This is a genomic window from Burkholderia sp. BCC0322 (assembly GCF_902833045.1).
Classification (GTDB): Bacteria; Pseudomonadota; Gammaproteobacteria; order Burkholderiales; family Burkholderiaceae; genus Burkholderia.
The window spans coordinates 199753-216201 of record NZ_CADFDU010000011.1 but is presented as its reverse complement, the minus strand read 5'-3'; the positions used below and the strand labels follow the sequence as shown (position 1 = coordinate 216201).

At 68.3% G+C, this 16449-nt stretch carries 15 protein-coding genes; 6 read left to right on the top strand and 9 right to left on the bottom strand.

Translation table 11 applies throughout. The annotated features are described in order from the left end of the window. Nucleotides 1–83: 83 nt before the first annotated feature. Both HWX39_RS26935 and HWX39_RS26930 read right to left on the bottom strand, forming a co-directional pair. The gene (locus tag HWX39_RS26935) at nt 84–1922 is read right to left on the bottom strand and encodes a phosphodiesterase (RefSeq protein WP_175970790.1); all 1839 of its coding nucleotides are present in this window, start codon (nt 1920–1922) and stop codon (nt 84–86) included. 245 nt (nt 1923–2167) lie between these two features. Further along, nucleotides 2168–3199: a bile acid:sodium symporter family protein gene (locus tag HWX39_RS26930; protein WP_175970789.1), complete on the bottom strand. Its 1032-nt coding sequence runs from the start codon at nt 3197–3199 to the stop codon at nt 2168–2170. 346 nt (nt 3200–3545) lie between these two features. Between HWX39_RS26930 and HWX39_RS26925 the strand changes: the two genes are divergently transcribed. The 3 genes from HWX39_RS26925 (at nt 3546) to HWX39_RS26915 (ending at nt 6594) form a co-directional block, all read left to right on the top strand. Beyond that, nucleotides 3546–4028 (top strand): peptide-binding protein, encoded by a 483-nt coding sequence (locus tag HWX39_RS26925; RefSeq protein ID WP_175970788.1) that lies wholly within the window; start codon nt 3546–3548, stop codon nt 4026–4028. 345 nt (nt 4029–4373) lie between these two features. Next, nucleotides 4374–5450 carry a porin gene (locus HWX39_RS26920; RefSeq protein WP_175970787.1) on the top strand — a complete coding sequence of 359 codons (1077 nt, stop codon included), beginning with the start codon at nt 4374–4376 and terminating at the stop codon, nt 5448–5450. Between the two features lie 181 nt (nt 5451–5631). After that, nucleotides 5632–6594 carry a LysR family transcriptional regulator gene (locus HWX39_RS26915; protein ID WP_175951356.1) on the top strand — a complete coding sequence of 321 codons (963 nt, stop codon included), beginning with the start codon at nt 5632–5634 and terminating at the stop codon, nt 6592–6594. 115 nt (nt 6595–6709) lie between these two features. Here HWX39_RS26915 and HWX39_RS26910 read toward each other — a convergent pair whose 3' ends face one another. Further along, nucleotides 6710–7669: a nitronate monooxygenase family protein gene (locus tag HWX39_RS26910; protein ID WP_175970786.1), complete on the bottom strand. Its 960-nt coding sequence runs from the start codon at nt 7667–7669 to the stop codon at nt 6710–6712. 272 nt (nt 7670–7941) lie between these two features. On the opposite strand from HWX39_RS26910, the gene HWX39_RS26905 reads away from it, so the two are divergent. Continuing rightward, the gene (locus tag HWX39_RS26905; RefSeq protein ID WP_175970785.1) at nt 7942–8838 is read left to right on the top strand and encodes an alpha/beta hydrolase; all 897 of its coding nucleotides are present in this window, start codon (nt 7942–7944) and stop codon (nt 8836–8838) included. 30 nt (nt 8839–8868) lie between these two features. Here HWX39_RS26905 and HWX39_RS26900 read toward each other — a convergent pair whose 3' ends face one another. After that, nucleotides 8869–9360 carry an Lrp/AsnC family transcriptional regulator gene (locus tag HWX39_RS26900; RefSeq protein ID WP_175970784.1) on the bottom strand — a complete coding sequence of 164 codons (492 nt, stop codon included), beginning with the start codon at nt 9358–9360 and terminating at the stop codon, nt 8869–8871. 112 nt (nt 9361–9472) lie between these two features. On the opposite strand from HWX39_RS26900, the gene HWX39_RS26895 reads away from it, so the two are divergent. Further along, nucleotides 9473–10375: a DMT family transporter gene (locus HWX39_RS26895; RefSeq protein WP_175970783.1), complete on the top strand. Its 903-nt coding sequence runs from the start codon at nt 9473–9475 to the stop codon at nt 10373–10375. A gap of 263 nt (nt 10376–10638) precedes the next feature. Here HWX39_RS26895 and HWX39_RS26890 read toward each other — a convergent pair whose 3' ends face one another. The 4 genes from HWX39_RS26890 to HWX39_RS26875 are packed head-to-tail and all read right to left on the bottom strand — an operon-like array spanning nt 10639 to nt 13281. Further along, complete coding sequence (locus tag HWX39_RS26890; RefSeq protein WP_175970782.1) at nt 10639–10851, bottom strand: DUF1289 domain-containing protein; 213 nt, start codon at nt 10849–10851, stop codon at nt 10639–10641. Next, the gene (locus HWX39_RS26885; RefSeq protein WP_175970781.1) at nt 10848–11354 is read right to left on the bottom strand and encodes a YbaK/EbsC family protein; all 507 of its coding nucleotides are present in this window, start codon (nt 11352–11354) and stop codon (nt 10848–10850) included. Before HWX39_RS26885 ends, HWX39_RS26890 begins: the two co-directional genes overlap by 4 nt. Nucleotides 11355–11380: 26 nt before the next feature. Next, on the bottom strand, nt 11381–12313 hold the full coding sequence (locus HWX39_RS26880) for a hydroxymethylglutaryl-CoA lyase (RefSeq protein ID WP_175970780.1): 933 nt from the start codon (nt 12311–12313) through the stop codon (nt 11381–11383). 26 nt (nt 12314–12339) lie between these two features. Next, complete coding sequence (locus tag HWX39_RS26875) at nt 12340–13281, bottom strand: glyoxylate/hydroxypyruvate reductase A (RefSeq protein ID WP_175970779.1); 942 nt, start codon at nt 13279–13281, stop codon at nt 12340–12342. 346 nt (nt 13282–13627) lie between these two features. Here HWX39_RS26875 and HWX39_RS26870 point away from each other — a divergent pair, with 346 nt between their 5' ends. Continuing rightward, complete coding sequence (locus HWX39_RS26870; protein ID WP_175970778.1) at nt 13628–14251, top strand: alpha/beta hydrolase; 624 nt, start codon at nt 13628–13630, stop codon at nt 14249–14251. 60 nt (nt 14252–14311) lie between these two features. Here HWX39_RS26870 and HWX39_RS26865 read toward each other — a convergent pair whose 3' ends face one another. Continuing rightward, nucleotides 14312–16432: a phospholipase C, phosphocholine-specific gene (locus HWX39_RS26865; protein WP_175970777.1), complete on the bottom strand. Its 2121-nt coding sequence runs from the start codon at nt 16430–16432 to the stop codon at nt 14312–14314. Nucleotides 16433–16449: the final 17 nt, after the last annotated feature.

Sequence of the window (16449 nt, the reverse complement as noted above, 5' to 3'; positions counted from 1 at the left end):
AACGGTCTGGCTGCTTGACCGGCGCAGGCGCGCCCCCGCTGCACCGGGCGCCGCCGGGCGTGCAAACGCCGGCCGTCCGTCGTTCAGCGTATCGCCACGGCCGGCGGCGCGCCGCGATGGCGCAGCGCGGCGCGCCCCGCATCGAGGTCGACGACCGCGAGCCCGTCCGGCTGCTGTTTCGCGCGCCGCTTCGCGAGCGCCGCGACCGACGCGATCTCGTCGCTGCCGTAGCGCTTCGCGCCGTGCGCGCCGGCCGGCACGCCGACCGCGCCGATCGCCATCGTCACGAAGCCGAAGAACGCCGGATTGCCGTGGCGGTCCTCGCCGTGCAGCCCGCCTGCCTGCCGGTCGGCCTGCGTGTAGAACAGCTGCGCGCCGTCGTTGAAGCGGGCGATCGCGTCGGCGGCGCGCTCGCGCCAGTCGGCGCGCTGGAACAGCACGAGGAAATCGTCGCCGCCGACGTGCCCGAGAAAGTCGCGCTGCGGGTCGCACACGCCGGCCAGCACCGTCGCCGCGAACTTCAGCACCTCGTCGCCCTGCCAGTAACCGTACTGGTCGTTGAACGGCTTGAACTGGTTCAGGTCGACGTAGCACGCATGAAAGCCCGCGTCGCGCTGGAGCAGGCGGTCGATGTGCGCGCTGATCGGGATGTTGCCGGGCAGGAACGTCAGCGGATTCGCGTAGCGCGCGGCCTCGATGCGCATCTCGGTCACCGTGCGAACGAGGCTCTCGCCGGTGCCGAGCCCGACGTAACGGCCGTGTTCGGTGATCACGAAGCCGTCCGCGAGATAGCGCTGGTCGTGGCTCGCGAGCAGCGTCGCGAGCTCCTCGAACGTCGTCGCGTTGTCGATCATCAGCGGTGCGTCGTTCGCGAACTGGAGGCACGGCTTCTTCCCGAACACCTCGCGGTGGTACGGCAGCGCGAAGCGGTCGATGAAGCCGCGCCGATTCACGAGCGCGACGGGCCGCCCGCGTTCGACGAGCGCGACCGCATGCAGGTCGGGCATTCGGTTGAACAGCTCGAGCACGTCGTTGCTGGTCGCGTCGCGCGGCAGCGCCGGCGCCGGCACCAGCATCTTCCCGGCGATCGTGCCGGCCGGCCGCACCGAGCGCGTCGCGCCGGGAAACGCCGCGATGTGCGGCGCGCGGATCGCATCGCGCGCGGCCGGCGCGACGACCCGCGACGGCTGCGCGTTCGGCCGGCCGAGCAGGAAGCCCTGTACGCAACAGATGCCCATGTCGCGCACGACGATCAGGTCGCATTCGTTCTCGATGCCTTCGGCGATCAGTTGCGCGCCGCTCGCCTGCGCGAAGTGCTGCATCGCCTTCACGGCTTCGAACTTGAGCGGGTCGCGGGCGATGTCGTGGATGAAGAAGCGGTCGATCTTCACGACGTCCGGGTGCAGGCGCAGCCACAGGTTCATGCTCGCGTTCGCGGTGCCGTAGTCGTCGAGCGCGAACTGGATGCCGGCGTCGCGCAGCGACGCGACGGCCGGCCCGATCTGGGCGATGTCCGTCGTCGCGTTCTGTTCGGTCAGCTCGATCACGATGCGCTCGGCGCCGATCCGCGCGCGGACGAGGCGCTGGCGTACGCGCTCGCGTTCGCGCGCGAGCTGCAGGATCGTGCCCGCGCTGAAATTGAGGAACAGCTTGCCGTCGCAGCCGAGCGCCGCGAACGCGTCGAGGCAGGTGAGTGCGGCTGCCTGTTCGAGCGCGATGGTTTCGCCTTCGCGCGCGGCCTGCGCGAACAGCGCGGCGGGCGGCTCGAGGTCGGTGCCGCTCGGGCCGCGTATCAGGCCCTCGTATCCGACGACCGTTCCCGACCCGAGATCGACGATCGGCTGGAACACGGCGGCGAGCGCGCGATCCGCGATCAGGCGCGTGATGCTGGCGGCAGCGGAGTCGGAGTGGGGCGCAGGCATGGGCGAGGACAGCCGGATCGACGGGACGACCGACTTAACGGCACCGCTCGCGGATAATTGAATGAAGATTTCGTGACACGATGGGCGCTGCTGGTGCATCGCGCCTGGGGCGCATCGGTGCGCATTTGGAAGGGCGGTGTGGTGGTGTGGCGGGAACCCGGAACCCGGGGCCCGGAGCTCGAGAACGCGAGAACGCGAGAACGTCGGGACGGCGCCACTCGATGGCCGTCCCGCCGCGCGGATCGTCAGCGCTTGCCCGCGCTCAGCGCGCCCGGCGCCGATGTCGCGTCGCCCTCGTCGTGCTCGCCGCTCAAGTCGCGCGCGCCCCAACGCTGCGCGAGTGCCGCGCACGCCATCAGCTGAATCTGGTGGAACAGCATCAACGGCAGCACGATCGCGCCGACCGCGTTTGCCGAGAAGATCACCTTCGCCATCGGCACGCCGGCCGCGAGGCTCTTCTTCGATCCGCAGAAGATGATCGTGATCTGGTCGGCGCGGTTGAAGCCGAGCCGTTTGCTGACGAACGCGGTCAGCAGCAGCGCGATCGCGAGCAGCACGACGTTGACGACCAGCAGGCCGCCGAGCGCACGCGGCGGGATCTGGTGCCACAGGCCTTCGTTGACGGCCTCGCTGAACGCGACGTAGACCACGAGCAGGATCGAACCCTGGTCGACGAAGCGCAGTACGCCGCGGTTGCGGTCGATCCAGCCGCCGATCACGGGCCGCAGCAACTGGCCGGCGATGAACGGCACGAGCAGCTGCATCACGATGCTGCCGACGGTGCTCCACGGCGACGCGGCGGCCGCCGACTGCGACGTGATCATCAGCCCGACGAGCGCCGGCGTGACGAAGATTCCGAGCAGGCTCGACGCGGATGCCGCGCACACGGCGGCAGGCACGTTGCCCTTCGCGATCGACGTGAACGCGATCGACGACTGGACCGTCGACGGCAGCGTGCACAGGAACAGCACGCCCGCATACAACGTCGGCGTGACGAGCGGCTGCAGTACGGGTTTCAGCGCGAGACCGAGCAGCGGGAACAGCGCGAACGTGCTGAGCAGCACGACTGCGTGCAGCCGCCAGTGGGTCGCGCCCGCGACGACGGCTTCACGCGACAGCTTCGCGCCGTGCAGGAAGAACAGCAGGCCGACGGCGATGTTGGTCGCCCAGTTGAACGCGTGGGCAGCCGGGCCGCGGCACGGCAGGAGGCTCGCGAGCACGACTGTGCCGACGAGCGCGAGCGTGAAGTTGTCGGGAAGAAAACGGGGACGGGCCATCGGGAACTCGATTCGGAAACGACGGAGGTGCGCGTCGCGCGCGCGGATGGCGCCATTGTCCCGGTTGGCGATTCACTACACAAATTCATTGTGGGAATCGATTGATGAGCCAGTCTCATGTAATAGTGCTCACCGCACCGGCCCGGCCATGCGCAAAACGGCAGAAGAATGTTCTGTCCCGGTCCCCTGCAGAAGTGAAAAAACCTAGCAGTAACATGGTGTTACACCGATGCCGGCGACATAACACTTTTTGGCTCGACACGCTTTCGGCCCGCTCATAAATTACTGCTGAAAGCCTTGCGTCGGCCAGAAGCGGCCGGCAACGGGCATGGACAGGCACTGAACGATGACGGAACGGGTGAAACGGAAGATCGGACGATGGGTGGCAGGCGTGCTCGGCGCGCTGCTGATGCCGCTCGCGCTCGCGCAACCACCCCACGGTGGTCATGCGTTCGGTGGCCACGGCTTCGGCGGCGGCGACATGCGTGCGTACGGTCAGCCGGCTGGCGGGTTGCCGGTCTGGCGCCGCGCTGCGCCACCCGCCGGTGCACGCGCCGGCGGCGTGAACGGCTACGGCTCCCGCTGGGGGCTGCGGCCGTCGCCGTCGTATGGCCATTACGCCGCGCAAAGCCCGTATCGCCCGATCAGCACCGATGTACGCCAGATGCCGCGCCCGCCGGGCGGCGGCAACGTGCCGCTGCGCGCCGGGTCGATCCGCGCCGACGTCGCGCGTTATAACGAGGAGCGCGGCGGACGTCCGATGCCGCCGCCCCGCTCGCAGGAAGAGCCTGCGCACTCGCCGTTTTTCTCCCCGTTCTACCGAAACTGAGCGCACGCGCGCTCGTCCCTCCGCCGGCTGATGCGAATTCGCCACAGTCGCGCATAGATTTCCGCTGATTTTCCCGTCGCATTGCGCTATCTTTCGCGCCCGGCTCGCGTGCGCCACGCTGCCGTCCCGCCGTGCGACCGCGTTCACGCCGGGCCGCCGGCGGGTGCCCGGCCATGCATCCATTCCGCGAAGTTAATGCCGCCGCTATACCCGCAATAAGTGTGCGCAATTTTGACCGGACGAATGATCCGTAAAGATGGCTGCGCCCCATACGACGCAAGCACTCGGCTCCAAAAAACAACGCTCGCGCCACTTATCGACAATTCGACAAAACCTGGAGATCCCATGAAAGCACTCGCTCGCCGTGCGTCGCGCACGTCCGTCAAGCTGATCGCCGCGGCCGCCTGCGTGGCGGCTACCGCTCCCGTCCATGCACAGTCGAGCGTGTCGCTCTACGGTCAGGTCGACGAATGGGTCGGCGCAACCAAGTTCCCGGGCAGCGACCGCGCGTGGAACGTGAGCGGCGGCGGGATGTCGACGTCGTACTGGGGCTTGCACGGCGCCGAGGATCTCGGCAACGGCTACAAGGCGATCTTTACGCTGGAAAGCTTCTTCCGCGCGCAGAACGGCCAGTTCGGCCGCTTCCAGGGTGACACGTTCTTCGCACGCAACGCCTATGTCGGCATCGATTCGCCGTACGGCACGGTGACGGCCGGCCGCCTGACGACGCACCTGTTCCTTTCGACGATCCTGTTCAACCCGTTCTACGACTCGTACACCTTCTCGCCGATGGTGTACCACGTGTTCCTCGGCCTCGGCACGTTCCCGACCTACCCGAGCGACCAGGGTGCCGTCGGCGATTCGGGCTGGAACAACGCGCTGTCGTACACGTCGCCGTCGTTCGGTGGCCTGAATTTCGGCGCGATGTACGCGCTCGGCAACCAGGCCGGCGACAACGGCTCGAAGAAGTGGAGCGCGCAGTTCAACTATGCGAACGGCCCGTTCGCGGCGACCGCGGTCTACCAGTACGTGAACTTCAACAACGGCCCGCGTGACCTGAGCGCGCTGGTGGCCGGCATGAAGAGCCAGGGCATCGCGCAAGTCGGCGCGACCTACGACCTGAAGTACGTGAAGCTGTTCGGCCAGTACATGTATACGAAGAACGACCAGGTCGCGGGCAGCTGGCACGTGAATACCGCGCAGGGCGGCGTGTCGGTGCCGCTCGGCGTCGGCAGCGCGATGGCGTCGTACGCGTACTCGCGCGATGCGGGCGGTCTCGATCAGACGCGCCAGACCTGGGCCGTCGGCTACGACTATCCGCTCTCCAAGCGCACGGACGTCTACGCTGCGTACATGAACGACCACATCAGCGGCCTGTCGACCGGCAACACGTTCGGCGCCGGCATCCGCGCGAAGTTCTGACGCGCACGCGCGACCGGTGCGCCGGCTGCGCGCCAAAAGCGCGGCCGGGCTGCATGTTTTCCCGCCAAAACGGCGCCGCGACCCCGCGGCGCCGTTTTGCCTTTCTTGACCTTTCTGTTTCCCCGCCTTTGTTACCCTATCTCGTAATTGGACCATTCCCCCGTCATTACGAGCTAGTTCGATGGATACCCTCGTCAGCATGAATGTGTTTCGCTACGTCGTCGAAGTGGGCAGCTTCGTCGGCGCGGCCGAGCGCATGCAGATGTCGGCTGCGATGGCGAGCAAGCACGTGATGCATCTCGAGCAGCAGCTCGGTGCGCGGCTGCTGCATCGCACGACACGACGCGTCGCCCCTACCGAGGCGGGACGCGAATACTATGAGCGCCTCGTGCAGGCGCTGTCCGAACTCGACGAAGCCGGGCAGGCCGTCGGCGCCGCGAGCGTGGTGCCGCAAGGCAGGCTGCGCGTGACGTCGCTATCGGCGTTCGGGCTGCGGCACGTGATGCAGGCCGTCACCGATTATGCGGGCCGGTTCCCGGACGTGACCGTCGACATGACGCTGTCCGATCGCGTGGTCGACCTGATCGAGGAAGGCTACGACGTCGCGGTACGTGCGGCGCCGAACGGATTGAAATCGTCGTCGCTGGTCGCGCGGCAGATCGCGACCGCGCACATCCTGCTGGTCGCGTCGCCCGAGTATCTCGAAAAGCACGGCACGCCCGCGACGATCGCCGATCTCGCGCACCACAACTATCTGCGGCGCGACTCGAATTCGACGATGCTCGACTCGCTGGTGATCGATGCGGCCGCCGCGTCGCGCGTGAACCTCAACGGCAACCTGATCGTGAATCATCTCGAAGGGCTGCGTGCGGCCGTGCTCGCGGGCGCGGGCATCGCGCTGCTCGGCACCGAGGTGGTCGGCGACGACATCGAGTCCGGCCGGCTCGTGCCGGTGCTGCTCGATGCGGTGCCGCCGCACGAGGCGCCGATCTATGCGGTCTACGCGAGCCGTCGTCACGTGTCCGCGAAGGTGCGTTCGTTCGTCGACTTCCTGGCGGCGCGTTTCGAAGGGCAGTCGCTGTGCCCGTCGATCGAATCGCGCCTGCGCGTGCTGCCGATGACGCGGATGAAGCGCGCGGTCTGAGCCGTCTTTCCCGCGGAAGCGGGGCAATAAAAAAGCGCGAACCGCTTCGGTTCGCGCTTTTTGTTTTGTCGGATGGAACTCGCGCCGGCGGCGGCCGCGATGGCCGCCGCATCCGTCAGCGCGGGATGCCGAGCCGCGCCTTCGCGTCGTCGTACTCGCGCTTCAGGCGTTCGACGAGCGCGCCCACGCTCGGCAGGTCGTCCATCAGGCCGACGCCCTGGCCGGCGCCCCAGATGTCCTTCCACGCCTTCGTCTTGTCGCTGCCGAAATTCATCTTGGTCTTGTCGGATTCCGGCAGCGCCTCCGGATCGAGGCCGGCCTTCTCGATGCTCTCGCGGATGTAGTTGCCGTGCACGCCCGTGAAGAGGTTCGTGTAGATGATGTCCGACGATTTCGCGTTGACGATCGCGCGCTTGTAGTCCTCGACCGCGTGCGCTTCCTGCGTCGCGATGAAGCGCGTGCCCATGTACGCGAAGTCGGCGCCCATTGCCTGCGCCGCCAGGATCGAGCCGCCGTTCGCGATCGAGCCGGACAGCACGATCGGGCCGTCGAAGATCTTGCGGACTTCGCCGACGAGCGCGAACGGCGACGTCGTGCCCGCATGGCCGCCTGCGCCGGCCGCGACGAGGATCAGCCCGTCGACACCGGCTTCGAGCGCCTTCTGCGCATGACGCAGATTGATCACGTCGTGCAGCACGATGCCGCCGTAGCTGTGCACCGCGTCGACGATCTCGCGCGCCGGTGCGCGCAGGCTCGTGATGAAGATCGGCACCTTGTGCTCGACGCACACGCGCACGTCGTGTTCGAGCCGCGCATTCGACTGGTGGACGATCTGGTTGACCGCGATCGGGCCGATCACCGCGTCGGGATTGTTTGCCTGGTGGTCGGCGAGCTCGGACTGGATCTGCGTGAGCCACTCGTCGAGCAGCTCGGCCGGACGGGCGTTGAGCGCCGGGAACGAACCGACGATGCCCGCCTTGCATTGCGCGAGCACGAGTTCGGGGTAGCTGACGATGAACATCGGCGACGCGATGACGGGCAGCGTCAGGTTCTGCAGGACGGTGGGCAAGGCCATGTGATGTCTCCAGTCTCCAGGGGCGGCCGCGCGGTTGCGCCGACGCCGCCATGCTTTGCGGTCGAACGGTGATGATTCGAGTGTAGCTGCGAAACGAGGTCGTTCATATTAATACGAACGATCGTGCGATTCTACGCGAGCTTAACAAAATGCGCGGTGTGCCGGCAATCGAGTGAGTGTTCTCTTTCTACGGATTCGAGCTGTTGCCCCGCTGTGTAGAGGTGCAAGCGCTCCTAAAATAGCCGCCATAACAAACCAACGAGAAACAAACCATGTCGTTTGAGGCGTTTGCACCGTTTCGCGTGACGGTGCAGGACACCGACATCTTCGGTGTCAAAGGCGGCGCGGGTCCGCCGCTCCTGTTGCTGCACGGGCATCCGCAAACCCACATGATCTGGCATCGCGTTGCCGCGACGCTCGCGGATCATTTCACGGTGATCGCCACCGACCTGCGCGGTTACGGCGCGTCGGGCAAGCCGCCGAGCGACGCGCAGCATGCGCCGTATTCGAAACGTGCGATGGCGGCCGACCAGGTCGCCGTGATGCGGCATTTCGGCTTCGAGCACTTCCACGTGTGCGCGCACGATCGCGGCGCGCGGGTCGCACACCGGCTTGCGCTCGACCACACGGACGCCGTCGAGCGGATGATGCTGCTCGACATCGCACCGACGCTCGCGATGTACGAGAAAACCGATCGCGCGTTCGCGACCGCGTATTTCCACTGGTTCTTCCTGATCCAGCCGGAGCCGCTGCCCGAGACGCTGGTCGGCGCGCATACCGATGCGTACATCGAGCGCGTGATGGGCAACCGGTCCGCCGGGCTCACACCGTTCGCGCCCGAAGCGCTTGCCGCGTACCGGGCCGCGCTCGCGCAGCCGGGCGCCGTGCATGCGATGTGCGAGGACTACCGTGCATCCGCGACGATCGATCTCGAGCACGACCGTGCGGATCTCGAGCGCGGCAACAAGCTTGCGTGTCCGCTGCGCGTGCTGTGGGGCGAGCACGGGATCGTCGGCCGCTGCTTCGATCCGCTCGAGGAATGGCGCCGCGTGGCGCGCGACGTCAGCGGCCGCGCGCTCGAGTGCGGGCACTACATTCCGGAAGAGGCGCCCGTCGCGCTGATCGACGAACTGCTGGCGTTCTTCGATGCGCGCGAGGCGGCTGCCTGACGATGCGCGGGCGGCGCGCGACCCGGCTGCTCAGCGGTGCGCGCCGTCGTCCTCGATGAGCGGCGGCAGCCGGCGCGGCACCGGCGTCGATTTGACGATCGCGGTGCTCGTCTCGGCGCGCTCCGTCACTTTCGACAGGATGTCGTCGAGGTGCTCGATCGTGCGCAGGTAGAGCCGGCAGATGAAGCAGTCGTCGCCGGTGACCTTGTCGCACTCGACGAATTCGGGAATCCGCCGCAGCATTTCTTCGACGAGATGCAACTGGCCGGGCAGCGGCTTCACGCGGACGATTGCCTGCAGCGTGTAGCCGAGCGCGCGCGGGTCGAGCTCGACGGTGAACGCGGCAATCACGCCTTGCGCTTCGAGCCGCCGCACGCGGTCTGCGGTCGCGGGCGCCGACAGGCCGATCTGCCGGGCGAGCTCGCTGGTCGCGATGCGCGCGTCGTCGGCCAGCGCCGCGAGGATCGCGCGGTCGGTCGCGTCGAGCGACGCGACGGCAGGCGGTGGAAGGCGTTTCGGCATGATCGCTTTGGTTTCGAAGGTGAATCGGTCGATTCACTTCAGTTTAGCCGTGGTCGCCGCGAAAGCAAGTTTCTAGAATCGAAGTCATCCACGCTTCCGAACGGAGTTCACGATGGCTTCGAATGAAATTCGCCGCGGCGCCGCCGAGATGGTCGTCGCAATGATGATGTCCGGCACGATCGGCTGGCTCGTGATGTCGTCGCGGCAGCCGCTGACGAACGTCGTGTTCTTTCGCTGCCTGTTCGGCGCCGCGACGCTCGCGATCGTCTGCGCGGCGTTCGGGTTCCTGCGCCGCGCGCTGTTCTCGCCGCGGATGCTTGCGCTTGCGATGCTCGGCAGCGTCGCGATCGTCGCGAACTGGCTGCTGCTGTTCGCCGCCTACTCGCGTGCGTCGATCTCGATGGCGACCGCCGTCTACAACACGCAGCCGTTCATGCTCGTCGCGCTCGGCGCGATCGTGTTCCGCGAGCGGATCACCGCGTCGACGGTCGTGTGGCTCGCGCTCGCATTCGTCGGGCTCGTCGCCGTGGTACGCGTCGAGCCGGCCGTGCTCGCGGTGCCGGGCGAGTATCTGGAAGGCGTCGCGCTGTCGCTCGGCGCGGCATTCCTGTATGCGATCTCGTCGATCGTCACGAAGCACCTGAAGGGCACGCCGCCGCATCTGCTCGCGCTGCTGCAGGCCGGCCTCGGGGTCCTGCTGCTCGCGCCGTTCGCGCACTTCGGCACGTTGCCGGCGACCGCCGGGCAGTGGCTCGACCTCGTCGTGCTCGGCGTCGTGAACACCGGTCTGATGTATGTGCTGCTGTACGGCGCGATCCAGAAGTTGCCGACCGCGATGACCGGTGCGCTGTCGTTCGTCTATCCGGTCGTCGCGATCGTCGTCGATCACGTTGCGTTCGGGCAGACGCTCGCGTGGACGCAGGTGCTCGGCGCGCTGCTGATCCTGCTCGCCGCGGCCGGCGTGAATCTCGGCTGGCGCATCGTGCCCGCCCGTCGCGCGGCCGTCGGCAACTGAAACGGTCGTGCGATTCGGCGCCGCCGCGGGCAGCGCAGCGGCGCGTCGAATGTGCGTTTCAGGAACGAGCATGGCGCGCGGATGGCGTGTCCATGGCGAGCGAAAGCGCTGCGCGCGCATGCGTGGAAGACGCTGTAAGAAGTTGTAGGGAAACACCCGATGCGATGCGGCCGCGTCGCTCGTATGATGCGGGCTGTGACGTTGATCACGTTCACAGGATTCCGATCTCATGCCGTTCGCCGGTCAGGCTGAACGGCTTTTTTTTATGCGCCGCTTCTCGCCAGCAGACGCCGCCGCGCGTCGAGCCGCGCGAGCAACGCGCGCCTCGCGTCGTCGTCAGACGCACGCCACCCTTTGATCTCGTCGCGCGTGCGCAGGCAACCCGCGCACCAGTCGGTGCGCGGATCGATCCGGCATACGTCGGTGCACGGCGACGCGACCGTGGCGACCGGCGCCGTCACCGGCACGTCGCTCATGCGGGCTCCCGCAATGCGATGTCCGCCACCGGCGCGCCCGTCAGCGATACGAGTTCGTTCGGCGACAGGTTGAACACCGCGTGCGGATGGCCGGCGGCCGCCCACAGGCTGTCGAGCTCGAGCAGGTCGGCGTCGATCAGCGTGACGGGTTCGACGAGATGGCCGATCGGGCAGACGCCGCCGATCGCATAGCCGGTGTTGTCGCGCACGAACTTCGCGTCCGCGCGGCCGACCGCGCCGACTTGCGCGGCAACCTTCTTCTCGTCGACGCGATTGACGCCGCTCGCGATCACGAGCACCGGCGCGCCGTCCGACTGGCGGCGAAACAGGATCGACTTCGCGATCTGCGCGACCGAGCAGCCGAGCCCGGCTGCGGCTTCGGCCGAAGTCTTGCCGGTTTCGGCGAGCATCACGATGCCTTTCGCATGGCCGCGCTCGCGCAGCAGCAGCGCGACGCGTCGCGCGGAATCGGGGAGGGAATCGAATGAAGCAGGTGTCGTCATGTTGAGGAATCCATGGAATACCGGGGTCACACGCAGTTCGCGGCGTCGGCCGCGCTCTGCGCCTTGGCGAGCAGCGCGCGACCGGCGCGCGATACGTTCGCGCGGCCGATCGCGTTCGAGATGAAGTCGCCGGCGGCGACCACTTGCGCGAGATCGATGCCGGTGTCGATGCCGAGGCCCTGCATTAGATACAGCACGTCCTCGGTCGCGACGTTGCCGGTCGCGCCCTTCGCGTACGGGCAGCCGCCGAGGCCCGCGACCGACGCGTGGAAAATCTCGATCCCCTCGAACAGCGCCGCGTAGATGTTCGCGAGCGCCTGGCCGTAGGTGTCGTGGAAGTGGCCCGACAGGCGTTCGCGCGGGAACACGCGCGTGACGGCCGCGAGCACTTCGCGGGTGCGCTTCGGCGTGCCGACGCCGATCGTGTCGGCGATGTCGATCTCGTCGCAGCCGAGCGCGGCGAAGCGCTCGACGACGTCGACGACCGACGCGACCGGCACTTCGCCCTGGTACGGGCAGCCGAGCGTGCACGACACGCTGCCGCGCAGCCGCAGGCCCGCATCCTTCGCCGCCTTCGCGACGGGCTCGAAGCGCGCGATGCTCTCGGCGATGCTGCAGTTGATGTTGCGCTGCGAGAACGCCTCGCTCGCCGCGCCGAAGATCACGACTTCGTCGGCGCGCGCGGCGAGCGCGTTCTCGAAACCCTTCAGGTTCGGCGTGAGCACCGAGTACACGGTGCCCGCGCGGCGCTCGATGCCGGCCATCACGTCGGCGCCGTCGGCCATCTGCGGCACCCATTTCGGCGACACGAACGACGCGGCCTCGACGTTGCGGAAGCCGGCGCGCGACAGCCGGTCGACGAGCGCGATCTTCACGTCGGTCGGCACGAAGGTCTTTTCGTTCTGCAGCCCGTCGCGCGGGCCGACTTCGACGATCTTGACGGCGGAGGGGAACGTCATGGTTGTCTCCTGGTTTGCTTGTAGATTCAGTAGCCGCGTGCGTAGTCGACGATGCCGCCGACGCGCTCGCCGCGCTCGAGCGCGCGGATCTTGCCGGCGATCTGCGCGACGGCTTCGTCGCGCAGCGTCTCGGCCGAGCTGTGCGGCGTGATCGTGATGCGCGGCGCGTGCCAGAACGGATGGTCTTCAGGCAGCGGCTCGCGCTGGAATACGTCGAGCGTCGCGGCGGCCACCTGGCCGCTCGCGAGCGCGTCGAGCAGGTCGGCTTCGACGAGATGCGCGCCGCGCGCGACGTTGACGACATACGCACCGGGCGCGAGCCGCGCGAAGGTGCGCGACGACAGGATGCCGTCGGTGTCGGGCGTGCTCGGCAGCAGGTTGACGAGCACCTTCGCGCCGTCGATGCACGCATCGAACGCGCCGTCGCCGGCGAAGGTCGCAATGCCGTCGAGCTGCTTCGCGCTGCGGCTGTAGCCGCGCACGGGCAGGCCGAGTGCGGCAAGTGCGAGCGCGACCTGCGCGCCGAGCACGCCGAGGCCGAGCACGGCGACGGTGAAGCTTGCGCGCGCATGCGGTTCGAGCGGCCGCCAGCGGCGCTCGCGCTGCAACGCTTCGTATTCGTCGAAGCGGCGCAGGTAGCGCAGCACCGCGTGCGTCACGTATTCGACCATCTGCCGCGCCATGCCCGAATCCTCCAGCCGCACGAGCGGCACGTGCCGCGGCAGCGTGCCCGGATGCGCGCGCTCGAGCGCAAGCAGCGCGTCGACGCCGGCGCCGAGGTTGAAGATCGCGCGCAGGCCGTCGCGCGGGGTGAAGAATTCGCGCGGCGCGCGCCACACGAGCGCGTAGTCGGCGGCGGCCGTGTCGCCCGGCTGCCACGCGCGCAGTTGGGCTTCCGGCAGCGCATGCGCGATCTCGTCGCGCCACGCGCCGGCTTCCTGGTGCGGGGAATGGAACAGGATCTTCATTGGATGACGGCGCGCGCGCCGGCGAGGCGCGTCACGGGCACTGCGAGCAGGGCCGGGCGCAGCGCGCCGGCGGGCGTAGCGGACATCGGGCGTCTCCTGACGACCGGGCGCCCGGCGCGTCGGCGCCTGGCCCCGGTTCCGTGTGAAGCTGACGGGAAGCCCACATTCTACGGTCTCGCGGCGCATCGCGCGCCGGTGCGCGGGGCGGGCGACCGGCGTGGGCGGCTGCTCCGGGGCGTTGGCCCCCGGCGCCGTCCGACGCAAATGCAAAGCACGAAATATTGGTTCGTCCGCCGGGGACGCCGCGCCACAATCGAATCCCGTTTTCAGGCAAGCGAGGGCAATCATGCGCGCATGCAGCAAATCGGCGTGGCCGCCGCGGCTCGTCACCGTTCCGGGCCTGCACGGCAGCGAAGGCGCTCACTGGCAGACCTGGCTCGAACGGCAGTTCCCGCGCTCGCTGCGCGTCGAGCAGGACGACTGGGACGCGCCCGATCTCGCGCGCTGGGCGCAATCGGTGCGCACCGTGCTCGACCGCGAACGCGGCCCGTTCGTGCTGGCCGCGCACAGCTTCGGCTGCCTCGCGGCCGCGCATGCGCTCGCGCAGCGGCCGCATGCGGGCGATGTCGCGGGCGTGTTGCTCGTCGCGCCCGCCAGTCCGAAGAAATTCACGTTTGCCGGGCCGTTCGACGCGCGACGGCTCGCCGTGCCGTCGATCGTGATCGGCAGCGAGACCGATCCGTGGATGCCGCTCGGCGACGCACGCACGCTCGCGCAGCACCTGGGCAGCGCGTTCGTGAACCTCGGCGACGCCGGGCACATCAACACCGCCGCCGGCTACGGGCCGTGGCCGCGCGCGAAGTACTTCGTCGACACGCTCGTCCACTGCGCGGCACCGCTGCGCTTTCGCGACGCAGACGACGGCGTCGAAGCCGCTCGCGTCGACCGCGCGCTCGCGCACGCGATCTGACGAGCCGGGCGGGCGGCGCGCGCGGCTCGGCGAGTGCCGCGCCACGCCGCGCCGTCGCGCTTACGCCGCGGAGACCGGCCGCACCGCCGCCGGATCCGAATAGCTCGGCCGGCCGTTCTCGACGTGGCCCGCGAAACGGCGCGAGAAGGTGCCGGCCGCGCCGTCGCTCACCGTCACGTCATACCATTGGTGGCTCGACGCGAGCGTCCACTGCTCGACGCGCTCGTCACCGCCGTGCAGCGTCACCTGTCGCGACGGCGCGCCGTATGCGTTGTCGGTCAGCGTCAGCGTGACGTGCGCCCCGCCATGGTTGCGCAGGTTCAGGTACAGGTTCCCGTTCGCGATGTCGTAGCCGGCCTTCACTTCCGGTCGCGCGGGGTTGCGATGCGGCGTGGCCGCGGCCGACACGTTGCCCGAGAACACGCGCACGAAGCCGTTCGGCCCGTACACAGCGAACGTGTACGCCCCGTTCGTCACCGTCAGGTCGAAATCCGCATGCAGCGCGCGGTGCGCGCCGACCGTATAGCGCCACGGGCCATCGGTGCGGTTCGTCGCGTACACGTGGAAGTGCGCGCCCTGGTTGCCGCGGTTCGCGAACTCGATGCGCAGCCTGGTCCCGCCATCCATGCTCGCGTTCACGTGCAGTTCGTACGGCAGCGCACGTGCCGGCCGCACGCCGGGCTCCTGCGGGTCGACCGGCGACGGCGTCGCGGGCACGGTCGGCGCGGGCTGCGACGTGCATTGCTGGTCGGCAATCGAGCGGTACTGGCTCGTGTCGGGCAGCGGCGGGAACGACGCGTCGGACGAGCGGAAGTCGAATGCGGCGGTGAGGTCGCCACACACCGTGCGGCGCCACGGCGTGATGTTCGGTTCGTCGATGCCGAAGCGCTCGCCGATGAAGCGGATCACCGACGTGTGGTCGAACACCTGCGAGCACACGAAGCCGCCTTTCGTCCACGGCGACACGACCGTCATCGGCACGCGCGGCCCGAGGCCGTACGGCAGGCCGTCGGCCGTGTAGCTGCCGCCGCGGCCGGGGTTCACGACCGTGTGCAGCTCGCCGTCGGTCGTCACGGTCGACGCGCCCTGCGCGGCCGACGTCGGCGGCTGCGGCGGCACGATGTGGTCGAAGAAGCCGTCGTTCTCGTCGTACATGATGAACAGCACGGTCTTGCGCCATACGTCCGGGTTCGACGTGAGCGCATCGAGGATCTGCGACGTGTAGTTCGCACCGTACGCGGGCGTGTACTTCGGATGCTCGGAGAACGCCGCGGGCGGGCACAGCCACGACACCTGCGGCAGCCGGTCGTTGATCACGTCGTCCTTCAGGTTGTCGAGAGTGCGCACCGTCTGCGCGCGCTGGTACAGCGGCGAGCCGGGCTTCGCGTTGATGAAGTTCGCGAAGTTCTGCAGCACGTTCGTGCCGTAGTTGCCGTTGTACGGATCGTTGCCCGTCGTGCCCTGCTGGTAGATCTGCCACGACACGCCGTGCGCTTCGAGACGTTCGGGAAAGGTCGTCCACGACAGCAACTGATAGGCGGGCGGCCCGTCGCCGTCGACATAGTCGCTGTTGTCGAGCAGCGGGCCGCCGAACTTGCCGGTCGGGTCGACGGTGCCCGTCATCAGGTACGAGCGGTTCGGGTGCGTCGGCCCCGGCAGCGAGCAGAAGTAGTGGTCGCAAACGGTGAACGCATCGGCGAGCGCGTAGTGGAACGGGATGTCCTCGCGCACGTGATAGCCCATCGTCATGTCGGTCTTGTTCGCGGGCCACTGGTCGTAGCGGCCGCCGTCGATCGCCGCGTGCGTCTTGTACCACGAGTGGTCGAGGTCGCCGACGCACTGCGCGCTCGTCGTCAGCGTGTTCAGCCGGAACGGCAATACAGGCTTTGTCGGATCGGCCTTCGACGGCTGGTACCACACCGGCTTGCCGTTCGGCAGCGGGATCGGGAAGCGGTCGTTGTAGCCGCGCACGCCGCGCAGGTGTCCGAAGTAATGATCGAACGAGCGGTTTTCCTGCATGAACACGACGATGTGCTCGACATCGCGGATCGTGCCGCTGCCGCGCGCGGCGGGAATCGCGAGCGCGCGTCGGATCGATTCGGGGAAGGCGTTGAGCGCGACGGCGGCGCCCGCGGATTGTGCGACGGTATGCAGGAAACGGCGGCGGCTCGATGACGTCATGTTATTTCACCTCGGTT

Bases quoted from the DNA above. Each gene is read 5' to 3' on its own strand.
- HWX39_RS26925 (WP_175970788.1), top strand. From the start codon at position 3,546: ATGACGGAACGGGTGAAACGGAAGATCGGACGATGGGTGGCAGGCGTG.
- HWX39_RS26915 (WP_175951356.1), top strand. From the start codon at position 5,632: ATGGATACCCTCGTCAGCATGAATGTGTTTCGCTACGTCGTCGAAGTG.
- HWX39_RS26875 (WP_175970779.1), bottom strand. From the start codon at position 13,281: ATGAAGATCCTGTTCCATTCCCCGCACCAGGAAGCCGGCGCGTGGCGC.
- HWX39_RS26910 (WP_175970786.1), bottom strand. From the start codon at position 7,669: ATGGCCTTGCCCACCGTCCTGCAGAACCTGACGCTGCCCGTCATCGCG.
- HWX39_RS26895 (WP_175970783.1), top strand. From the start codon at position 9,473: ATGGCTTCGAATGAAATTCGCCGCGGCGCCGCCGAGATGGTCGTCGCA.
- HWX39_RS26920 (WP_175970787.1), top strand. From the start codon at position 4,374: ATGAAAGCACTCGCTCGCCGTGCGTCGCGCACGTCCGTCAAGCTGATC.
- HWX39_RS26930 (WP_175970789.1), bottom strand. From the start codon at position 3,199: ATGGCCCGTCCCCGTTTTCTTCCCGACAACTTCACGCTCGCGCTCGTC.
- HWX39_RS26935 (WP_175970790.1), bottom strand. From the start codon at position 1,922: ATGCCTGCGCCCCACTCCGACTCCGCTGCCGCCAGCATCACGCGCCTG.
- HWX39_RS26890 (WP_175970782.1), bottom strand. From the start codon at position 10,851: ATGAGCGACGTGCCGGTGACGGCGCCGGTCGCCACGGTCGCGTCGCCG.
- HWX39_RS26905 (WP_175970785.1), top strand. From the start codon at position 7,942: ATGTCGTTTGAGGCGTTTGCACCGTTTCGCGTGACGGTGCAGGACACC.
- HWX39_RS26885 (WP_175970781.1), bottom strand. From the start codon at position 11,354: ATGACGACACCTGCTTCATTCGATTCCCTCCCCGATTCCGCGCGACGC.
- HWX39_RS26900 (WP_175970784.1), bottom strand. From the start codon at position 9,360: ATGCCGAAACGCCTTCCACCGCCTGCCGTCGCGTCGCTCGACGCGACC.
- HWX39_RS26870 (WP_175970778.1), top strand. From the start codon at position 13,628: ATGCGCGCATGCAGCAAATCGGCGTGGCCGCCGCGGCTCGTCACCGTT.
- HWX39_RS26880 (WP_175970780.1), bottom strand. From the start codon at position 12,313: ATGACGTTCCCCTCCGCCGTCAAGATCGTCGAAGTCGGCCCGCGCGAC.
- HWX39_RS26865 (WP_175970777.1), bottom strand. From the start codon at position 16,432: ATGACGTCATCGAGCCGCCGCCGTTTCCTGCATACCGTCGCACAATCC.